At 71.8% G+C, this 16,919-nt stretch carries 18 protein-coding genes; 8 read left to right on the top strand and 10 right to left on the bottom strand.

What is annotated here, in order from left to right; genetic code table 11:
- Positions 1-84: 84 nt before the first annotated feature.
- Complete coding sequence (adhP, locus tag N8K70_RS04915; protein ID WP_317140496.1) at positions 85-1,125, top strand: alcohol dehydrogenase AdhP; 1,041 nt, start codon at positions 85-87, stop codon at positions 1,123-1,125.
- Between the two features lie 43 nt (positions 1,126-1,168).
- On the opposite strand, the gene N8K70_RS04910 is transcribed toward adhP, so the two are convergent.
- From N8K70_RS04910 to N8K70_RS04885, 6 genes are read right to left on the bottom strand one after another with little or no spacing between them, the layout of a single operon-like run.
- Positions 1,169-1,924, bottom strand: coding sequence for an ABC transporter ATP-binding protein (locus N8K70_RS04910; RefSeq protein WP_317140495.1), 756 nt, complete (start codon positions 1,922-1,924; stop codon positions 1,169-1,171).
- On the bottom strand, positions 1,921-2,742 hold the full coding sequence (locus tag N8K70_RS04905; protein ID WP_317140494.1) for an ABC transporter ATP-binding protein: 822 nt from the start codon (positions 2,740-2,742) through the stop codon (positions 1,921-1,923). Before N8K70_RS04905 ends, N8K70_RS04910 begins: the two co-directional genes overlap by 4 nt.
- A complete protein-coding gene (locus tag N8K70_RS04900; protein ID WP_317140493.1) occupies positions 2,739-3,602 on the bottom strand; it encodes an ABC transporter permease in 864 nt (287 codons plus the stop codon). The genes N8K70_RS04905 and N8K70_RS04900 overlap by 4 nt, the downstream gene beginning before the upstream one ends.
- Entirely contained in the window at positions 3,599-4,561 is a 963-nt protein-coding gene (locus tag N8K70_RS04895; RefSeq protein WP_317140492.1) for an ABC transporter permease, read from the bottom strand. Before N8K70_RS04895 ends, N8K70_RS04900 begins: the two co-directional genes overlap by 4 nt.
- Positions 4,562-4,592: 31 nt before the next feature.
- Positions 4,593-6,092: an ABC transporter substrate-binding protein gene (locus tag N8K70_RS04890; RefSeq protein WP_317140491.1), complete on the bottom strand. Its 1,500-nt coding sequence runs from the start codon at positions 6,090-6,092 to the stop codon at positions 4,593-4,595.
- A gap of 33 nt (positions 6,093-6,125) precedes the next feature.
- On the bottom strand, positions 6,126-6,842 hold the full coding sequence (locus N8K70_RS04885; RefSeq protein WP_317140490.1) for a DUF1684 domain-containing protein: 717 nt from the start codon (positions 6,840-6,842) through the stop codon (positions 6,126-6,128).
- 64 nt (positions 6,843-6,906) lie between these two features.
- Between N8K70_RS04885 and N8K70_RS04880 the strand changes: the two genes are divergently transcribed.
- From N8K70_RS04880 to N8K70_RS04870, 3 genes are all read left to right on the top strand, one after another.
- A complete protein-coding gene (locus tag N8K70_RS04880) occupies positions 6,907-7,737 on the top strand; it encodes an alpha/beta fold hydrolase (RefSeq protein WP_317140489.1) in 831 nt (276 codons plus the stop codon).
- A gap of 216 nt (positions 7,738-7,953) precedes the next feature.
- Positions 7,954-8,295 carry a DUF1801 domain-containing protein gene (locus tag N8K70_RS04875; protein WP_317140488.1) on the top strand — a complete coding sequence of 114 codons (342 nt, stop codon included), beginning with the start codon at positions 7,954-7,956 and terminating at the stop codon, positions 8,293-8,295.
- A 153-nt stretch (positions 8,296-8,448) separates the two neighbouring features.
- Complete coding sequence (locus N8K70_RS04870) at positions 8,449-9,561, top strand: fatty acid desaturase family protein (RefSeq protein WP_317141171.1); 1,113 nt, start codon at positions 8,449-8,451, stop codon at positions 9,559-9,561.
- 11 nt (positions 9,562-9,572) lie between these two features.
- Here N8K70_RS04870 and N8K70_RS04865 read toward each other — a convergent pair whose 3' ends face one another.
- The gene (locus tag N8K70_RS04865) at positions 9,573-11,051 is read right to left on the bottom strand and encodes an SPFH domain-containing protein (protein WP_317140487.1); all 1,479 of its coding nucleotides are present in this window, start codon (positions 11,049-11,051) and stop codon (positions 9,573-9,575) included.
- A gap of 203 nt (positions 11,052-11,254) precedes the next feature.
- On the opposite strand from N8K70_RS04865, the gene N8K70_RS04860 reads away from it, so the two are divergent.
- The 3 genes from N8K70_RS04860 to N8K70_RS04850 are packed head-to-tail and all read left to right on the top strand — an operon-like array spanning position 11,255 to position 12,468.
- The gene (locus N8K70_RS04860) at positions 11,255-11,512 is read left to right on the top strand and encodes a hypothetical protein (RefSeq protein ID WP_317140486.1); all 258 of its coding nucleotides are present in this window, start codon (positions 11,255-11,257) and stop codon (positions 11,510-11,512) included.
- A 26-nt stretch (positions 11,513-11,538) separates the two neighbouring features.
- Positions 11,539-12,063, top strand: coding sequence for a hypothetical protein (locus tag N8K70_RS04855; protein WP_317140485.1), 525 nt, complete (start codon positions 11,539-11,541; stop codon positions 12,061-12,063).
- Positions 12,064-12,087: 24 nt separating this feature from the next.
- Positions 12,088-12,468 carry a YrdB family protein gene (locus tag N8K70_RS04850; protein WP_317140484.1) on the top strand — a complete coding sequence of 127 codons (381 nt, stop codon included), beginning with the start codon at positions 12,088-12,090 and terminating at the stop codon, positions 12,466-12,468.
- Positions 12,469-12,478: 10 nt separating this feature from the next.
- On the opposite strand, the gene N8K70_RS04845 is transcribed toward N8K70_RS04850, so the two are convergent.
- Genes N8K70_RS04845 through N8K70_RS04835 form a run of 3 tightly spaced genes read right to left on the bottom strand, consistent with a single transcriptional unit; the run spans position 12,479 to position 15,402 of the window.
- Complete coding sequence (locus tag N8K70_RS04845) at positions 12,479-13,258, bottom strand: glucosamine-6-phosphate deaminase (RefSeq protein ID WP_317140483.1); 780 nt, start codon at positions 13,256-13,258, stop codon at positions 12,479-12,481.
- A 27-nt stretch (positions 13,259-13,285) separates the two neighbouring features.
- Entirely contained in the window at positions 13,286-14,275 is a 990-nt protein-coding gene (locus N8K70_RS04840; RefSeq protein WP_317140482.1) for an ROK family protein, read from the bottom strand.
- Positions 14,272-15,402, bottom strand: a complete 1,131-nt coding sequence (locus N8K70_RS04835; protein ID WP_317140481.1) for an ROK family transcriptional regulator — start codon at positions 15,400-15,402, stop codon at positions 14,272-14,274. Before N8K70_RS04835 ends, N8K70_RS04840 begins: the two co-directional genes overlap by 4 nt.
- A 199-nt stretch (positions 15,403-15,601) precedes the next feature.
- On the opposite strand from N8K70_RS04835, the gene N8K70_RS04830 reads away from it, so the two are divergent.
- Positions 15,602-16,879, top strand: a complete 1,278-nt coding sequence (locus N8K70_RS04830) for an extracellular solute-binding protein (RefSeq protein WP_317140480.1) — start codon at positions 15,602-15,604, stop codon at positions 16,877-16,879.
- The last annotated feature ends 40 nt before the right edge of the window (positions 16,880-16,919 follow it).

Here is a 16,919-nt window from a genome sequence, read left to right as displayed (position 1 = left end):
GGCCGCGTCGCCGCTGACCCGAATCCGGAGCGAGGGGCGACGACGTGCCCGATCACTCGAACCACAAGGAAGAAGGACCACTCCATGTCCGACACCATGCTCGCCGCGGTCGTCCACGAGTTCGGCGCGCCGCTGACGCTCGACGAGGTGCGCATCCCCGAGCCGGGTCCGCACGAGGCGCTCGTCAAGGTCGACTACACGGGCGTCTGCCACACCGATCTCCACGCCATCGAGGGCGACTGGCCGGTGAAGCCGAATCCTCCGTTCATCCCGGGCCACGAAGGGCACGGCACGGTCGTCGCGATCGGCGACCAGGTCACCAACGTCGAGGTCGGCGACCACATCGGGAACGCCTGGCTGTGGAGCGCGTGCGGCGAGTGCGTCTTCTGCCTCACGGGCCGCGAGACCCTCTGCGAGAAGCAGAAGAACGGCGGCTACAGCGTCGACGGCTCGTTCGGCGAGTACATGCTGGTCGACGCGCGTTACGCCGGCATCATCCCGGAGGGCGTGGACCCCGTCACGATCGCGCCGATCCTGTGCGCGGGCGTCACCGTCTACAAGGGGCTGAAGGTCACCGAGGCGCGGCCCGGCGAGTGGGTGACCGTCTCCGGCGTCGGCGGACTCGGTCACCTCGCCGTGCAGTACGCCGTCGCCATGGGCCTCAACGTCGCCGCCGTGGATGTCGGCGACGACAAGCTCGAGCTGGCCCGGAAGCTCGGCGCGACGATCACGATCAACGCCCGTGAGCAGAACCCGGCGGAGTACCTCCAGCGCGAGCTCGGCGGCACGCACGGCGTGCTCGTCACCGCGCCCAGCCCCATCGCCTTCGCGCAGGCGATGGACATGGTGCGCCGCGGCGGCACCGTCGCGATCAACGGCCTGCCCTCCGGCGACTTCCCCGTGAACATCTTCAACACGGTGCTCAAGGGGATCACGCTGCGCGGCTCGATCGTCGGCACGCGCGCCGATCTGGCGGAGGCGCTCGACTTCGCGGCCCGCGGCAAGGTCCACACGATCGCCACGGAGCACGCGTTCGGCGAGATCAACGAGGTGTTCGACGACATGCGCGGCGGCCGCATCACCGGCCGCGCGGTCATCAACGTCAAGGACCTCGCCTCCGCGTGATCCTCGGGCCCGCCCCGCCGGGGCATCGCCCCGGCGGGGCGGCTCAGCGCGGCAGCCGCGGCACGGCCGAGACGAGAGCCCGGGCGTAGTCCGTGCGGGGGGCGTCGAGGACGTCTCGCGTCGACCCCGCCTCGACGATGCGGCCCCCTCTCAGCACGATCGTCCGCTCGCACACGGCGGCGACGGCGCTGAGATCGTGCGAGACCATCACGAGCGCGAGCCCCGATGCCCGCCGCAGTTCGTCCAGCAGCGCGATCACCTGGATCCGCGTGGTGACGTCGAGCGCGCTCACCGGCTCGTCCGCGAGCAGCACCCGCGGCTTCGACACGATCGCGCGCGCGATGGCGATGCGCTGGCGCTGCCCGCCCGAGAACTCGTGCGGATAGCGCCCGAGCGCGTCGTCGTCCAGCCCGACGGAGGCGAGGGCGTCCGCCGCCGCACGACGCGCCTCGTCGCCCCGCGCGACGCCCAGCGATCGCAGCGGCTCTCCCACGATGCGGTCGACGCGCTGCCGAGGATCGAGCGACGAGTACGGGTCCTGGAAGACCGTCTGCACGCTCGCCCGGAAGCGCCGCATGGCATGCCTGTCGCGGACGTCCAGAGGCACGCCGTCGAAGAGGACCGTGCCGGCGCGGGGAGCGGCGAGGCCCAGCAGCATCGACAGGATCGTCGACTTCCCCGCGCCCGATTCGCCGACGAGCCCGACGGTCTCCCCTTCCGAGACGCCGAGGGACACGTCGTCGACGACCGTGCGCGAGCCGTAGGAGAAGCTCGCGTCGCGGAGCTCGAGGATGCTCATCGTCCGTCCCCCTCCTTCGGCCGCCCGCCGAGGGAGACCCCGTCGAGGGCGGAGTCGAGCGCACGGGCGCTCGCGACGAGCGACGCGGTGTACGGGTGCTCCGGCGCCGAGACGATCCGCTCCACCGCGCCCTGCTCGACCGCTCTCCCGCGCTGCATGACGACGACCCGGTCCGTCATCCGCGCGACGACCGCGAGATCGTGGCTGACGAAGAGCAGACCCATCCCGCGCTCTGCGACGACCCGGTCGAGAAGCGTGAGGATCTCGTCCTGCACGGTGACGTCGAGGGCCGTCGTCGGCTCGTCGGCGACGAGCAGCTCCGGCCGCGCGGCGAGCGCGACCGCGATCGCCACGCGCTGGCGTTGTCCGCCCGAGAGCTCATGCGGGAACGCCCGGGCGATCCGCGGCTCGGAGAGCGCGACCTCCGCGAGCGATCCGCGCACGGCGTCCTTCAGCGCCTGGCCGCGCAGACCGAGGTGACGCCGCATCGGCTCGGCGATCTGCCGTCCGACGCGCATGAGCGGGTCGAGCGCGGTCCGGGGCTCCTGGAAGACGATCCCGGCGATCCGGCCGCGGAGGGGGCGCAGGGCGCGATCGGGCGCTCCGATCACCTGCGTGCCCTCGAGGAGTACGGATCCGGATGCCGTGAGCGAGTCGGCGAGAAGCCCCATGACGGCGAGAGAGGTCACCGACTTCCCCGACCCCGACTCGCCGATCACGCCGAGACGATCCCCCGCCGACAGGGCGAACGTGACGTCGTCGACGAGCCGCTTGCCGGACGCCGCGACGGTGAGGCCGGAGATCTCGAGCAGGCTCATCGTGCCCTCCTCCGCGTCGGATCGCCCACGTCGCGGAGACCGTCGGCGATGAAGTTGACGCCCAGGACGAGGACGACCAGGGCGATCCCCGGCGCGATCGCCCCGGCGGGGGCGGTGAGCACGGTGCCCTGCGCCTCCTGCAGCAGGCGGCCCCAGGACGCGTTGGGCGGCGGCGCGCCGAGTCCGAGGTACGACAGGCTCGACTCCGCGAGGACGGCGGCGCCGAACTGGAGGGCGAGGTTGACGCCCAGCGTCGGGGCGATGTGGGGGAGCACGTGGAAGACGACGATGCCCGGCCAGCGCGTCCCGCTCGTGCGCGCCGCCGTGACGAACTGCTCCTGCAGCACCCGACGGGCGAGGATGCGCGTCAGCCGCGCGACGACGGCCGACATCGCGAGCCCGATCGCGAGGATCGCCGACCACAGCGACGCTCCCTGCACGGCCACGACGAGCATGGCCAGGAGCAGCACGGGGAACGCGATGACGACGTCCAGCGCAGCCGACAGCGTGTCGTCGATCCACGGGCGCGCGAACGCCGCGACGAGGCCCAGGATGACCCCGAGGAGCGCGGCGATCGCGACGGAGCCGAGCCCGACGAGGAGGGCGATGCGGGCGCCGATCATGAGCTGCGTGAGCAGGTCGCGCCCGAGCTTGTCCGTGCCGAGCGGATGCGCTCCCGTGGGCCCTTCGAGCCGCCCGCCGGACGTGTCCGACTGATCGTAGGGAAGCCACAGGAGCGAGACGACAGCGAGGGCGACGACGGCGCCCGTGAACACGAGGCCGAGCACGAGAGTCGTCCGGCGACCGCGGCGACGCGCCGGAGCGGTCTCCGCGATCGTCTGCGCGACGACGGCGCTCATCGGTTGCCCGAGACGCTCGTGCGCAGCCGCGGGTCGACGATGCGCTGGACGACGTCGGCGAGGAACCCGACGAGGAGCACGAACAGCGTGCTCACCACGAGCACGCCCTGGATGTTCGCGAAGTCGTGCTGCTCGATCGCCGTGAGGAGCATGCTGCCCAGGCCCGGGAGCGTGAACACGCTCTCGACCACGACGGCGCCGAGGAGGGTCGTCGACAGCTCGATGCCGAGCACGGCGACGACGGGCACCGCCCCGTTGCGGAGGCCGTGCCGCAGGAGCGCCTCCCCGAGCCCCGATCCGCCGGCGCGCGCGGTGCGCAGATAGTCGCTGCCGAGCACGTCGAGCGTCGCCGTGCGGACGTAACGGGCGAGGGAGGCGCTCATCACCAGCGCGATCGTGACCACGGGAAGGGTCAGCGAGCGCAGCGCGTCGGCCGGCTCGGCCCAGTCCGCCCGCGGGAAGCCGCCCGACGGAAGGACGCCGAGCCCGAGCGCGAAGACCCACACGAGGATGATGCCCACCCAGAACACCGGCACGGCGATCCCGAGCTGCGAGAAGCCGGAGAGCAGGCTGCCGTACCACCGGTCGGCCCTGACGGCCGCCGTGATCCCCGCGAGCAGCGCGAGCACGAGCGCCAGTGCGAACGACAGGAGCGTCAGGGGGATCGTGACGACGAGCCGCGACGCGATCTCCGGCGCGACCGGGAGCGTGCTGATGTACGACTCCCCGAGGTCGAATCGCGCCACCTGCCCCGCCCAGGTGAGGAACTGCTGCGCGAGCGGCTGGTCCGACCCCGCCTGGGCCCGGGCCGCGGCGATCTGCTCGGGGGTGGCGTCCACGGACAGCAGGGCGTTGGCGGGGTCCCCCGGCAGGAGACGCAGCAGCACGAAGATCACCGACATGGCGACGACGAGCGACACCAGGAGGAACCCGAGGCGGCGGAGGAGGTAGACGAGCATGCGATCGCGGCGGAGGCGAGCCCCCGGCAGGTCAGGACTTGACGATGTCGTAGGCGAAGAACTGCGAGTTCAGGCCGTTGACGGGGTAGCCCGTGAGCCCGCTCGACGCCACCACGATCTGCGGATAGAGGTAGAGCCACACGCTCGCGGCGTCCTCCGCGATCTGCTCGTTGACCTTCTTCAGCAGCTCCGTCTGCTCGTCGGTCGTCTGCGCCTGCTCCGCCTCGGAGACCCACTGCTGGACGTCGGCGTTGTCGTAGCCCCAGTAGAAGTCGGGGTTGCCGTACCAGACGACGTCGCGGTCGTTGACGTGCTCCTGCAGGGTCGCCTCGAAGTCGCGGTCCTGGAACACCTTCGTGTACCACTCGTCCGCGCTGATCGTGTTGATCTCCACCGTGATGCCGACGGCGGCGAGCTGCGACTGGAGGAGCTCGGCCACGGCCGGGTGCGGGTCGTAGCTCGGGGTGTCGAGGGTGAACGTGAAGCCGTCGGGGTAGCCGGCCTCGGCGAGCTGCTCCCTCGCGAGGTCGACGTCGTACGGGTTGACGTCGGTGAGGTCCTCGTACCACGGGTCGGTCGGCGGCACCATCGAGCCGATGAGCGTGCCGTAGTCGCCCCAGATGGAGCTCAGGAGCTTCTCGGTGTCGATGGCGGAGGAGATCGCCTTCCGGACGAGGGGATCGTCGAACGGCGCGACGCGGTCGTTGAAGGCGAGCAGCTCCTTGGTCGTCGACGTTCCCTCGCTGACGGTGTAGGCGTCGTCGCCTTCGAACTGCGCGAGCGCGTCGGGGCTCTGAACGCTCGTGATGACGTCGATCTCGCCCGTGAGCAGGGCGTTGTTCTGCGCCGTGGCGTCCGTGAAGTACGTGAACACGACCTCGGCGTTGGCCGCGGGGTCGCCCCAGTAGTCGTCCCACCGGTCGAGGGTGAGCGTGCTGCCCTGCTTCCACTCGCCGAGCGTGTACGGCCCCGTGCCGTCCTCGCTCGTCGTCAGCTCCTCCGCCTCGCCGTTCACGATCCAGACGTAGCTGAGGTTGTAGAGGAAGGAGATCGACGGCTCCGACAGCGTGAAGACGACGGTCTGGTCATCCGGCGTCTCGATGCCGGAGATCACCTCGAACGCCGACTTGCGGGCCGACTGGGAGTCCTCCGCGGTCACGGCCTCGATGCTCGACGCGACGTCGGACGAGGTCAGCTGCTTGCCGGAGTGGAAGGTCACGTCGTCGCGCAGCGCGATCGTGTAGGTGAGCCCGTCGTCGCTCGTCTCCGCGCTGTCGGCGAGGAGGGGCTCGACCTCGCCGTCGTCGGTCAGCTTGTACAGGCCCTCGTAGACGTTGCCGTTGAAGGCCTCCGTGACGCCCTGACCGCCGCCCTGGGTGTTGCTGAGGTTCTGCGGCTCGTAGAGCGACCCGATGGAGACGGTCGCGTCGGCGCTGTCGCCGCCGTCGGCCGTCGTGCCCGCGGACGAGCAGCCGGCGAGGACGAGAGCCGAGGCGAGGACGGTCGCGGCGAGGGCGAGGGGACTTCTCACGGGTGCTCCTGAGGCGCTGTGCGGTGCCGCGGCTCAGGCCGCGGCGTAGATGTCGAAGCCGTCGTGGAACAGGACGTTCCTCTCACCGGCACGGACGGGCACGGTGAAACGGTTCTGCGCAGGCGGCAACGGACAATTGTATTGCGCCGAGAACCCGCACGGAGGCACGAAGGCCCTGTTGAAGTCGAGGATGACCGTTCCCGGCTCCCCGAAGCCGGCGCCGTCGCGGCGTCGCACGAAGAGGAACCGGCCGGAGCCGTACGTCTCCTCGCCGTTCGTGGGATCGCCGAACACGAGGATCAGCGCCCCGCCGTCGTCGAACGCCGCGAAGCGGTGGTCGACGCCCTCGCGGCGGAACGCGATGTCGCCCGGGACGACGAGGTCGCGCGTCCCGCCGTTGTCGCGGATGTGCTCGAACGGCACCGTGCGGTCGCTCCCGACGGGCGTGAACTGCGCGTCGATCGCCCAGGCGGGGTCGTACTCGTACACGTCGATGCCCTGGAACGCGCGGATCGCCGGCGATTCGGCGTCCCAGACGCGCAGACCGTGTTCGGGCTCGCCCGTGACGATGTCCTTGCGCTCGATCGGCGTCACGGTCACGGATGCGGGCGCCGCCTCCTGCTCGGCCGCGATGTCCGGGCGCGTGCTCCCCGTCCAGCGCGTCTCGACGAGGGCGAGGTTGCCCGTGGGCGCCGTCACGGCGGCCCGGCGCTCCGCGCGCCAGCGTGCATGGTCTTCGGATGCAGTCATGGTGCCTCCATTCTCCGCCACGGCACGGGCCCCGGCCGCCGCCCTGCGCCGCTACTGTGTGGGGATGCCTCCTCACGCCCTCGGCCAGACGCTCGTGTGGCGGAACCGCACCGTCGCGTGGGAGCGGTTCGGGGAGGGCCCTCCCCTGGTGTTCCTGCACGGCACTCCGTGGTCGTCCGCGCTCTGGCGGCCGATCGCCGACGCGCTGGCACGCCGCTTCACCGTCCACCTGTGGGACATGCCGGGCTACGGCGCGTCCTCGAAGCACGCCGAGCACGCGGTGGACCTCGGCGCCCAGGGCGAGCTGTTCGCCCACCTGCTCGCCGAATGGCGCCTCGACCGGCCCCATGTCGTCGCCCACGACATCGGCGGCGCCGTGGCCCTTCGCGCCCGGCTGCTGCACGGCGTCCGCTACGCGTCGCTGTGTCTCGTCGACGTGGTCGCGCTCCGCCCTTGGGGGTCGCCGTTCTTCCGGCTCGTGAAACAGCACTCCGACGTCTTCGCCCAGCTGCCCGAGGCGGTCCACCGCGGAGCCGTCGAGGCGTACGTCCGGGGGGCGAGTCACCACGGGATCGGAGCCGACGACCTGGACATGCTCGTCGGGCCCTGGAACGAAGGCCCCGGGCAGGCGGCGTTCTACCGCCAGATCGCGCAGGCCGACGAGGGGTTCACCGACGAGGTCGAAGCCCTCTACGGGGACGTCGACGAGCCGACGCACATCGTCTGGGGCGCCGAGGACGCCTGGATCCCCGCCGACAGGGCGCACCGTCTGCGTGAGCTCATCCCCCACGCCACGCTCGCGATCGTCCCCGAAGCCGGTCATCTCATCCAGCTCGACGCGCCCGCCGCGCTGTCGTCGGAGCTCACCCGCTGGCTCGAGGCCCGACGGGGCTGAGCCGGCGGGCCGATGGGGCGAAGAGCCCGCGCCGGCCGGCGTCAGCTCCCGCCGTCTCCGGCCAGCGGCGTCACGCGGAGCGTCGCGGTGTGCGAGACGTCGGTCACGATGGGCGCGACGTACTGGGGATAGGCGGCGTACTTGCGGGCGAGCTCGGCGTCGATCGCATCGTGGAGGTCGCCGCGCCGCCCCGCGCGAGTGCGTATCGTGTCGCCTATGAGCGCTGACTGGCGGTGGAGCAGGGTCGAGACGGTGCGATCCCTGATCCGTCGGGCCGAGCCCGACGTGGTCGAGGAGACGAAGTGGCGGAAGCCGTCGAACCCCGACGGGGTGCCGACGTTCTCGTCGTCCGGGCTGATCTGCACCGTCGAGACCTACCGCGACAAGATCAAGCTGACCTTCGCGAGGGGCGCCTCGCTGGACGACCCCGCCGGGCTCTTCAACGCGAGCCTCGACTCCGGCACGCGACGCGCGATCGACGTCCGCGAGCACGACGCCCTCGACGAGGAGGCGTTCGTCTCGCTCGTGCGGGAGGCCGTCGCCCGCAACCGGGCGTAGCGCGCGGCGAAGATGTCATCCGCGTAGCCATCTCCTGGCAACCCCCTCCGCATACCCCACGCCGCATACGGCAGCGGCTAGCCTGAGGGCAGCGATCGGCATCCGCCTTTGGCTCCCCCGGCCTCACCGGCTGTCGATCGACAGGAGAAGCTCATCTCCCCTACCCAGACAGAAGCCGTCGGACAGCGGCTCGGAGCGGTCCGTCAGACGTACGCGGGCACCGACACCTTCCCTCCCATCGCTCGGGCGTACACCCAGGTCGCGCAGGTCGTCCGGGAGATGGGCCTCCTGCATCGCGCCCACCTCTTCTACGCCCTCGTCGGCGCGGGCATCCTCGTCGCGCTGGGAGGAGCCGTGACAGGATTCATCCTGCTCGGCGACAGCTGGTTCCAGCTGCTCATCGCCGGCGCGCTCGGCATCGTCTTCACGCAGATCGCCTTCCTCGCGCACGAGGCGGCGCACCGGCAGATCCTCACGACCGGCCCCGCGAACGACCGGCTCGCGCGGATCCTCGCCGGCAGCATCGGCATGAGCTATTCCTGGTGGGACTCGAAGCACAGCCGTCATCACGCCAACCCGAACCGCGTCGGGAAGGATCCCGACATCGCGGTCGACACGATCTCGTTCGTCGAGGAGGACGCCGCTCAGGCTCGCGGGATCCGCCGGCTCATCACGCGCAGGCAGGGATGGCTGTTCTTCCCCCTCCTCACGATGGAGGGCCTCAATCTCCACTACCTCAGCCTGAAGCACCTGCTCTCGCGCGGCCCCGTGAAGGGACGCTGGATCGAGCTCGGCATCATCGCCCTGCGCTTCGCGCTGTTCCTCACGCCCCTCTTCCTGATGCTCCCGCTCGGGATGGCGTTCGCCTTCCTCGGCGTGCAGCTCGCCGTCTTCGGCGTGTACATGGGGGCCTCGTTCGCCCCCAACCACAAGGGGATGCCCGTCATCGCCCCGGGAGCGAAGCTCGACTTCTTCTCGAAGCAGGTGCGGACCTCGCGCAACATCGCCGGCGGCTGGTGGGCCACCTGGCTCATGGGCGGGCTGAACTACCAGGTCGAGCACCACCTGTTCCCGAGCATGCCCCGCCCCCACCTCGCGAAGGCGCGCGACATCGTCCGCGACTACTGCGCCTCGAACGACGTGCCGTACACCGAGACGAGCCTCCTGCGCTCATACGGGATCGTCATCGCGTACCTGAACCGCGTCGGGCTCGCCGCACGCGACCCCTTCGACTGCCCGATGGCATCGCAGTACCGACGCGCCTGAGACGCCGCCCGCTACGCGGAGGCCGGGTCGACGTCCCCTGCGGCCTCGGGCGGTGCGGCGTCCGCGGTCGCCTCGCCCGCGGCGGGCGCCTTCGGCTCGCGCGTCGGCGTCGTCGGCTCGTCCGCCGCTGACCGCTGGCCCGCCGCGACCCCGCGGCCGATCGCATGGCCCTGGATGACGGCCGCGAGATCGACGCCCGTCGCGGCCTGCACGCTGTCGAACATCGTGCGGAGCCCCACGGCGGTCTCGCCCGCGAGATGGCCGCTGGCCCCCTCCGACCCCGAGCCGGACAGCACCGTGACGCTGCCGACGTTCGCATAGCCCTTGGCGAACTCCGTCATCATGGGCACGAGAGCGTCGAGGGCGCGCTGGGCGAGGAACGCGTCCTGGTTCTTCGCCAGGGCCGCCGCCTCCGCCTCGATCGCCGCCGCCTTCGCGTCTCCCTCGAGCCTCACGGCCTCGGCGTCGGCCTCCGCCTTCACGCGGATCGCGCGCGCCTCCTGGTCGGCGATGAGCGCCTGCGCCTCCGCGTCCTTGACGCGCGCGTAGGCGTCGGCGTCTGCGCGCTTCTGCCGCTCGTAGAGGGCCGCGTCGGCGACGCGCTTGACGTCGGCGTCGAGCTCGGCCTGCTTGTTCTCGGCCTCCTGCATGAGGACGCCCTGCTGCGCCTTCGCGCGGGCGAGCGCCTCGGCCTGCTCGGCCTCCGCCCGCGCCTGCCCGACGTCGGCCGCGGCCTCGGCGGAGTTGCGGTCGAACGCGGTCTGCTCGATGAGCGTCTCTTCGCTCGTCGCGATCTCCCGGGCCTTGATCTGACGCTCGGCGTCGATGCGGGCGATCTCCGCCTGCCGCTTGACCTTCGAGACCTCCTCGGCGCCGAGGGCGTCGATGTAACCGTTCTGGTCGGTGATCCCCTGGATCTGGAAGCTGTCGAGCACGAGTCCCTGGTCCTCCAGATCGCTCTTGATGAGGGCGGCGATCTGGTCCGAGAGCTCCTGCCTGTCGCGCATGAGCTGCTCGACGGTGAGCGTCGCGACGACGCCGCGCAGCGCGCCCTCGAGCTGCTCGGTCGTGAAGACCTCGATGGCGTCGTCCTGCGAGACGAAGCGCTCGGCCGCGCTCGCGATGGACTCCGGCGTCGAGCCGATCTTCACGAGCGCGACGCCCGTGACGTCCACCGTCACGCCCTGGATCGACTGCGCCGTCGGCTTCACCATGATCTGACGCGCGCGCAGCGACAGCGTCTCGGCGCGCTGCGTGATCGGATTGACGATCGCGCCGCCGCCGCGGATCACGGCGACGTTCGACGACGTGCCGTCCTTGGCCTTCTGCTTCTTGCCGACGATGATGAGCGCCTCGTCCGCACGCGCGACCTTGTACCACGCGCGCATCAGAAGCGTCACGACGAGCGCGACGACCACGACGACGACCACGACGATCACGATCGCGACGACGACTCCGACGCCTCCGGCTGTGGCAAGGAACCCGTCCATGCACTACCCCCTTCGCTGCGACGGTCCGCGGCGCGCCGCGATGCCGGCCCGTCGGGCGCGGACGGTCTCGCTGCCACCCTATCGACCACCGCGGGACATCGACCACCGCGGGACATCGAGCACCGCGCGGCGCGGTGTCAACCCCGTGGAGATCGGGAGCGCACCGGCGCACAGTGGACCCCACATCGAACGAGGAGGACGCCATGTCGAACGCCGAGGGCACCGACCCCGACATCCAGACCCGACCCATCCAGCCGCCGGAGCGCCGCGAGGTGCCCGACGACGCGGAGCTCGACGCGCTGGAGGACGACCGCGATCCCGAAGAGCTCGCGGACGACCGCGGCCCTCTCCCCGACGCGGCGCTCGACCACGCCGTCCTGCCGGACGACCGGCGCGACGCCGACGAGGGGTATGCGGACGCACCCGAGGCGGACGCCGACGTCGACGACGACGAGCGCTGAGACCGCCGGACGACAGGAGGAGCACGATGAGCACTCACCAGGAACCCGCCGGCGACGACCTCGCACCCGAGACGCAGGGCGACGACCCCCTCGCCGCGGATCTCGGAGAGGACGGCCAGGGAGACATCACACCGGACGGGAGCGTCCCCGCGGGCCGGGGCGGAGCCGACAGCGGAGCGACCGACCTCGTGGACGTCGAGGGCGAGGTGGACGGATCACCCGATTCCGGCGAGCAGAACGACATCGCGGGCGTCGGCCCCGCCCTGCCCGAGGACCCCGCCCTCGGGCGGGAGGACGCGCAGACCGAGCCGCGCGAGGACGTCCCCGCGGCATCGGCGGACGAACGGATCCGCGGCATCCTCGTGCAGGTGCAGGCCGACCTCTCGACGGACCGGCTCACGGAGTCGGGGGTGTCGCGGATGCTCGCGCAGCGCCTCCACGATGCGCAGATCGCCGCCACGGACGAGGACCTCGAGGCGCTCGCCCGCGAAGCGGTCTCGGGCGGGCCTCCCACCACGATCGAGGAGTCGCAGCCGGGATCCGAGGCCTGAGCGTGCGGTTCTAGACTGGAGTCCATGCCCGACTCCGCCGCTCTCGCCGCAGGAACGCCCGGTGTGAGATCCCGCCGCATCACGCTCCTCGACGTGCTGCGGCTCCTCTCCGAAGTGCTCGCGTTCGCGAGCATCGCGGCCTGGGGCTTCCTCGCGTGGGCCTTTCCGTGGAACGTCGTCGCGGGGATCGGAGCACCCGTGCTCGCGATCCTCGCCTGGGCCCTGTTCGTCTCGCCGAAGGCGGTCCTTCCCGTTCATCCCTTCCTGCGGGCGCTCGTCGAGCTCGCGGTCTTCCTCACCGCGACCATCGCCCTCTGGGGACTCGATCTGCCCTGGCTCGGGGTCGGGGTCGGCGCGTTCGCGGTCGTGATCGGGGTGCTGCACAACCTCCGGGCGGTGGGATGACCTCGCCGCGTCAGATCGTCTGCCAGGCGGGTTTGTTGTTCCACGTGTACCGGTAGTAGTCGGCGTCGCGCAGGCCGGAGGCGGCGTCCTCGTCGACGAGGACGGTGACGTGCGGGTGGAGCTGGATGGCCGAGCCCGGCAGCGACGCGGTCACGGGGCCCTCGACGGCGCCGGCGACGGCCTCGGCCTTGCCCGCCCCGAACGCGAGGAGCACGAGGTGTCGTGCGCGCAGGATCGTGCCCAGACCCTGGGTGATGCAGTGCATCGGCACGTCGTCGATGCGGTCGAAGAAGCGCGCGTTGTCCTCCCGCGTCTGCCGGGTCAGCGTCTTCACCCGGGTGAGGGACGCGAACGACGATCCCGGCTCGTTGAAGCCGATGTGGCCGTCCGTCCCGATGCCCAGGATCTGCAGGTCCACGCCCCCGGCCGCCTCGATGGCCGCCTCGTAGTCCTCGCCGGCGTGCGCGATGCCCTCGAGGGACCCGTCGGGCGTGCGGATGCGCGCGGGGTCCAGGCCGAGCGGCTCGACGACCTCCCGGGCGATGACCGACCGGTACGACTGCGGATGCGAGGGGTCCAGGCCCACGTACTCGTCGAGCGCGAACCCGCGCATCCGGGACACGTCCACACCCCCCAGGCGCGGACGCAACGCCTCGTACACCGGCAACGGCGTGGACCCCGTGGCGAGCCCCAGCACGGCATCGGGACGCGACCGGACCACGCGCACGATCTCGTCCGCGACGACACCCCCCGCGACGGACGCATCGGAGACGATCACGACTTCAGCCATAGGACCACCCTGTCAGACGGGGAGCGTTCACGTGCGGAGCGTCGGCGACGAGGCGACGGGCTCGCCGCGGCCGACGAGGGACGCCCCCACGGCTGCCGCGGCCGAGGCCGGCGGCAGCAGCTCGATGCGCTCGGCGAGCCGGAGCGAGCGGATGAACGGCGACGCCGCACCGGAGGGGATCAGCTCCGCGTTCACGACGGCGAGCAGCCGGTCCCCGAGGGCTGCGAGACCGCCGCCGATCACGATGGTCCGCGCGTCGACGGCGAGGACCAGCAGCCGGACGGCCGCCGCCACGCCGCGCGCGAGGCCGTCGCGCAGCGCGACGGCGTGCGGGTCGGCCGCGTCGGCCGCGTCGAAGACGTCGCGCACCGGCAGCTCCCCGCCGCGTCCCCAGCGACGGGCGATCGCCGCGCCGCCCGTGTAGGTCTCGATGCACCCCCGCTGCCCGCACACGCACACGGGGCCGGCGGGATCGATCGACAGATGCCCGATCTCCCCCGCCGCGCCTCCTGCGCCGCGCCACAGCCGTCCCGCGGCGACGATGCCGGCCGCCGTCCCCGTGCCGAGGTTGAGGTACGCGATCACGTCGGCGTCCGCCGCGCGGCTCGCGCCTTCGCTCAGCGCGTCCGCACGCGCGCCGCGACGCAGCGCGGACGCGCCGAGGGCCGCGGCCTTGACGTCGTTCTCGACCCGGACGGGGATCCCCGTCGCGCGCTCGACCTCTCCGCCGAGGTCGAGATCCGTCACCCGCAGGTTCACCGCGTGCCTCACCCGGCCGCCGTCGATCTGCCCGGGAACCCCGATGCCGATGGACGCCGGACGCCGCGCCGCGCCGCCGCGGTCCAGCGCCTCGAGCGCGCGCAGGGCGGTCGCCACGGCTCCGTCGGCACCGTGCTCGGTCGCGATGCGGGCCCGCGCGGCGATGCGGCCGTCGCGGTCCAGGGCGACGGCGTCGGTCTTCGTGCCGCCCATGTCGAGACCGATGCGCACCGCGCCTCCCGCGAGGATCTCGCTCACGAGACCCCGAGCGCCGTCGACAGGACCATGACGAGAGCGCCGCGCAGCACGATGTCGTCGTTGTGCTCGGAGATGCGCATCCGCACACGCGAGCGGAAGCGTCCGAGCGTGCGCTCGCGCAGCATGTCCCGCGCGGCGTCGAGCAGCACGCCGTCGTACAGCTCCGGCGGCGCGGCCACGACGACGTCCGACACGTCGAGCGCCCCCACGACGGGCGCCAGCGCCATCCCGAGGCGTCCTCCCGCATCGCGGAGGACCGCGTCGGGCTCCGGCGCCCCGTCGAGCTGCTCCAGGAGACGCGGCATCGCGATCCACGCCTCGAGACAGCCCCGGTTGCCGCACGCGCATTCCGGCCCCCCGGAGCCGACGGGCACGTGCCCGATCTCGCCCGCGGCCTCGTGGCGTCCGGCGACCAGCTCCCCGCGCAGGAGGAGACCCGCGCCGACGCCGCGTGCGATGCGCACGAGGATGAGATCGGGCTCGCCGCCGCCGAGCGTGTACTCCGCGAGAGCGGCCGCGTTCGCGTCGTTGCCGACGCTCACCACGACGCCGAGCTCGCGTTCGAGCAGCTCCCGCAGCGGCACGCCGTTCCATCCGATGTTGGGCGCCTCCAGCACGACGCCGTCGGCGGAGACGACGCCGGGCGAGGCGACGCCCACGCCGAGCAGGCGGCCGCCCGGCGCCTCGACGAGCCGCCGGGCGAGGGAGACGACGGTCGCCTGCGCCTCCTCGCTCGTCTCCCCCGTCGCCCGCGGCGACGAGATCCGCGTGCGGACCGCCCCGGTGAGGTCCATCACGGCGCCGACGTACTCGTCCGCGCCGGAGAGGTCGATCCCGGCCACGAGCAGGCCCGTGCGATCGAGGTCGACGAGGAGGGCCGGCTTGCCCGGCCCCGAGGGCGCGCGCAGCCCCAGCTCGAGGACGAGACCGTCGCGCACCAGCTCGGCGACGAGGTCCGACGTCGTCACCCGTGTCAGCCCCGTCTCACGCGCGAGGTCCGCGCGGCTCATCGCCCCCTCGTGGAAGAGCGTCGTGAGGACGAGGGCCCTGTTGTGCACGCGCGCGTGCTCGGGCAGCTGGCGGGTGCCGGTCCTGGCACGACGCGAGAGAGCGGACGAGGCGCCCATGACGGTCCTTTCGACGGTTCGACGACCTTCGCCGGGAGACGGACGTTTCACGGAGGAAAACTCTCCGAGCAACTTCATGCCTACTCTTCCATTTTGTTAGTTAGGTGTCCATACTTTCCTCCAAGGTGTCGGGCGCTTCGACGACGAAGGCCCCGCGTGATACCCCGCACCAGGAAGATCACCCACGAGAGGACACACCATGAAGAAGACGCTCCCCCTCCTCGCCCTCGCCTCGGCGAGCGCTCTCGCCCTGACCGCGTGCGGCTCCGGAGACACCGCGGACGGCGGCGGAGACGACGCGACGGCCGACCTCACGGTCTGGTTCATGGAGAGCTCCATCCCCGACACCGCCGTCGAATGGCTGCAGACCGAGTTCGCCGCGCAGAACGAGGGCTCGACGCTCAGCGTCGAGATCCAGACCTGGCCGGGGATCGTCGAGAAGCTCCAGACGGCGCTGCCGAGCGCAAGCGAGACCCCCGACCTCGTGGAGGTCGGCAACACGCAGGCCTCGACGTTCACCTCGGTCGGCGCGTTCACCCCGCTGGACGACCTCCTCGGCGACCTCGGCGGCGACAGCCTCGTCGCCAGCGGCATCGAGGCGGGCTCCTGGGACGACGTCGTCTACGCGACGCCGCTGTACCAGGGCGCCCGCGTCATCTTCTACCGCACCGACCTGCTCGAGGCCGCGGGCATCGCGGTGCCGACCACGATCGACGAGCTCGCCGACGCGGCGATCGCCCTCAACGAGGCCAACCCGGAGGGCACGGACGACTTCACCGGGATGTACCTCGCCGCAGCCGACCCGCACACGCTCGAGGGGCTGCTCTTCACCTACGGCGGCGACTACGCCGTGCAGGGCTCCGACGGCACCTGGGAGGGCGCGCTGTCCACCCCCGAGTCGCAGGAGGCGCTCACGGCCATCCAGCGCATCTTCCTGGAGGGCTCGGAGTACGACCTCGACTCCAACGACGCCGTCCAGGCAGCGCCCGAGCTGTTCAACGAGGGCCGCATCGGCTTCCTCTCCTACCTGAACTACGCGGAGGCCCGCATCGACCAGTCGCTCTGGGACGAGGGCAAGGTCGGCGTGATGGCGCTTCCCGGGCTCGAGGCGGGCGAGCCGGGAGTGACCTTCGCGGGCGGCTCGAACATGGCGATCTCGGCCGCCTCTCCGAACCAGGGCCTCGCCCAGGAGGCCATGAGCCTCATCTACAGCGAGGAGTTCCAGTCGATGCTCGCCTCGGACGGGGGCTGGGTGCCGGGGAACCTCGACTACGCGGGAGCCCTCGAGGGCGTCACCGCGGAGTTCGCCACGACGGCCGTCGAGGCCTCGAAGCTCACGCCCAACACCCCGGCCTGGGGCGTCGCCGACAGCGCGCAGGTGCCCGCGAGCATCTTCACCCGGATCGCGAACGGCGAGGACGTCCAGACCGTGGGAGCGGACGTCGACGCGCAGCTCGAGGACATGCTCAACGACTGAAGCCGGTCGGGGCGCCCGCCGCGGGCGGGCGCCCCGTGAA

Source organism: Microbacterium sp. AB, assembly GCF_032878875.1.
GTDB lineage: Bacteria > Actinomycetota > Actinomycetes > Actinomycetales > Microbacteriaceae > Microbacterium > Microbacterium betulae.
Note: the sequence above shows the minus strand (reverse complement) of the source record. Positions and strands in the feature narration are given on the sequence as shown.

Excerpts from the sequence above, each read along its gene's own strand:
- N8K70_RS04835 (WP_317140481.1), bottom strand. The coding sequence starts at position 15,402 with ATGGGCGCCTCGTCCGCTCTCTCGCGTCGTGCCAGGACCGGCACCCGC.
- N8K70_RS04905 (WP_317140494.1), bottom strand. The coding sequence starts at position 2,742 with ATGAGCCTGCTCGAGATCTCCGGCCTCACCGTCGCGGCGTCCGGCAAG.
- N8K70_RS04875 (WP_317140488.1), top strand. The coding sequence starts at position 7,954 with ATGAGCGCTGACTGGCGGTGGAGCAGGGTCGAGACGGTGCGATCCCTG.
- N8K70_RS04845 (WP_317140483.1), bottom strand. The coding sequence starts at position 13,258 with ATGGCTGAAGTCGTGATCGTCTCCGATGCGTCCGTCGCGGGGGGTGTC.
- N8K70_RS04850 (WP_317140484.1), top strand. The coding sequence starts at position 12,088 with ATGCCCGACTCCGCCGCTCTCGCCGCAGGAACGCCCGGTGTGAGATCC.
- N8K70_RS04895 (WP_317140492.1), bottom strand. The coding sequence starts at position 4,561 with ATGCTCGTCTACCTCCTCCGCCGCCTCGGGTTCCTCCTGGTGTCGCTC.
- adhP (WP_317140496.1), top strand. The coding sequence starts at position 85 with ATGTCCGACACCATGCTCGCCGCGGTCGTCCACGAGTTCGGCGCGCCG.
- N8K70_RS04860 (WP_317140486.1), top strand. The coding sequence starts at position 11,255 with ATGTCGAACGCCGAGGGCACCGACCCCGACATCCAGACCCGACCCATC.
- N8K70_RS04880 (WP_317140489.1), top strand. The coding sequence starts at position 6,907 with ATGCCTCCTCACGCCCTCGGCCAGACGCTCGTGTGGCGGAACCGCACC.
- N8K70_RS04830 (WP_317140480.1), top strand. The coding sequence starts at position 15,602 with ATGAAGAAGACGCTCCCCCTCCTCGCCCTCGCCTCGGCGAGCGCTCTC.
- N8K70_RS04865 (WP_317140487.1), bottom strand. The coding sequence starts at position 11,051 with ATGGACGGGTTCCTTGCCACAGCCGGAGGCGTCGGAGTCGTCGTCGCG.
- N8K70_RS04910 (WP_317140495.1), bottom strand. The coding sequence starts at position 1,924 with ATGAGCATCCTCGAGCTCCGCGACGCGAGCTTCTCCTACGGCTCGCGC.
- N8K70_RS04885 (WP_317140490.1), bottom strand. The coding sequence starts at position 6,842 with ATGACTGCATCCGAAGACCATGCACGCTGGCGCGCGGAGCGCCGGGCC.
- N8K70_RS04900 (WP_317140493.1), bottom strand. The coding sequence starts at position 3,602 with ATGAGCGCCGTCGTCGCGCAGACGATCGCGGAGACCGCTCCGGCGCGT.
- N8K70_RS04855 (WP_317140485.1), top strand. The coding sequence starts at position 11,539 with ATGAGCACTCACCAGGAACCCGCCGGCGACGACCTCGCACCCGAGACG.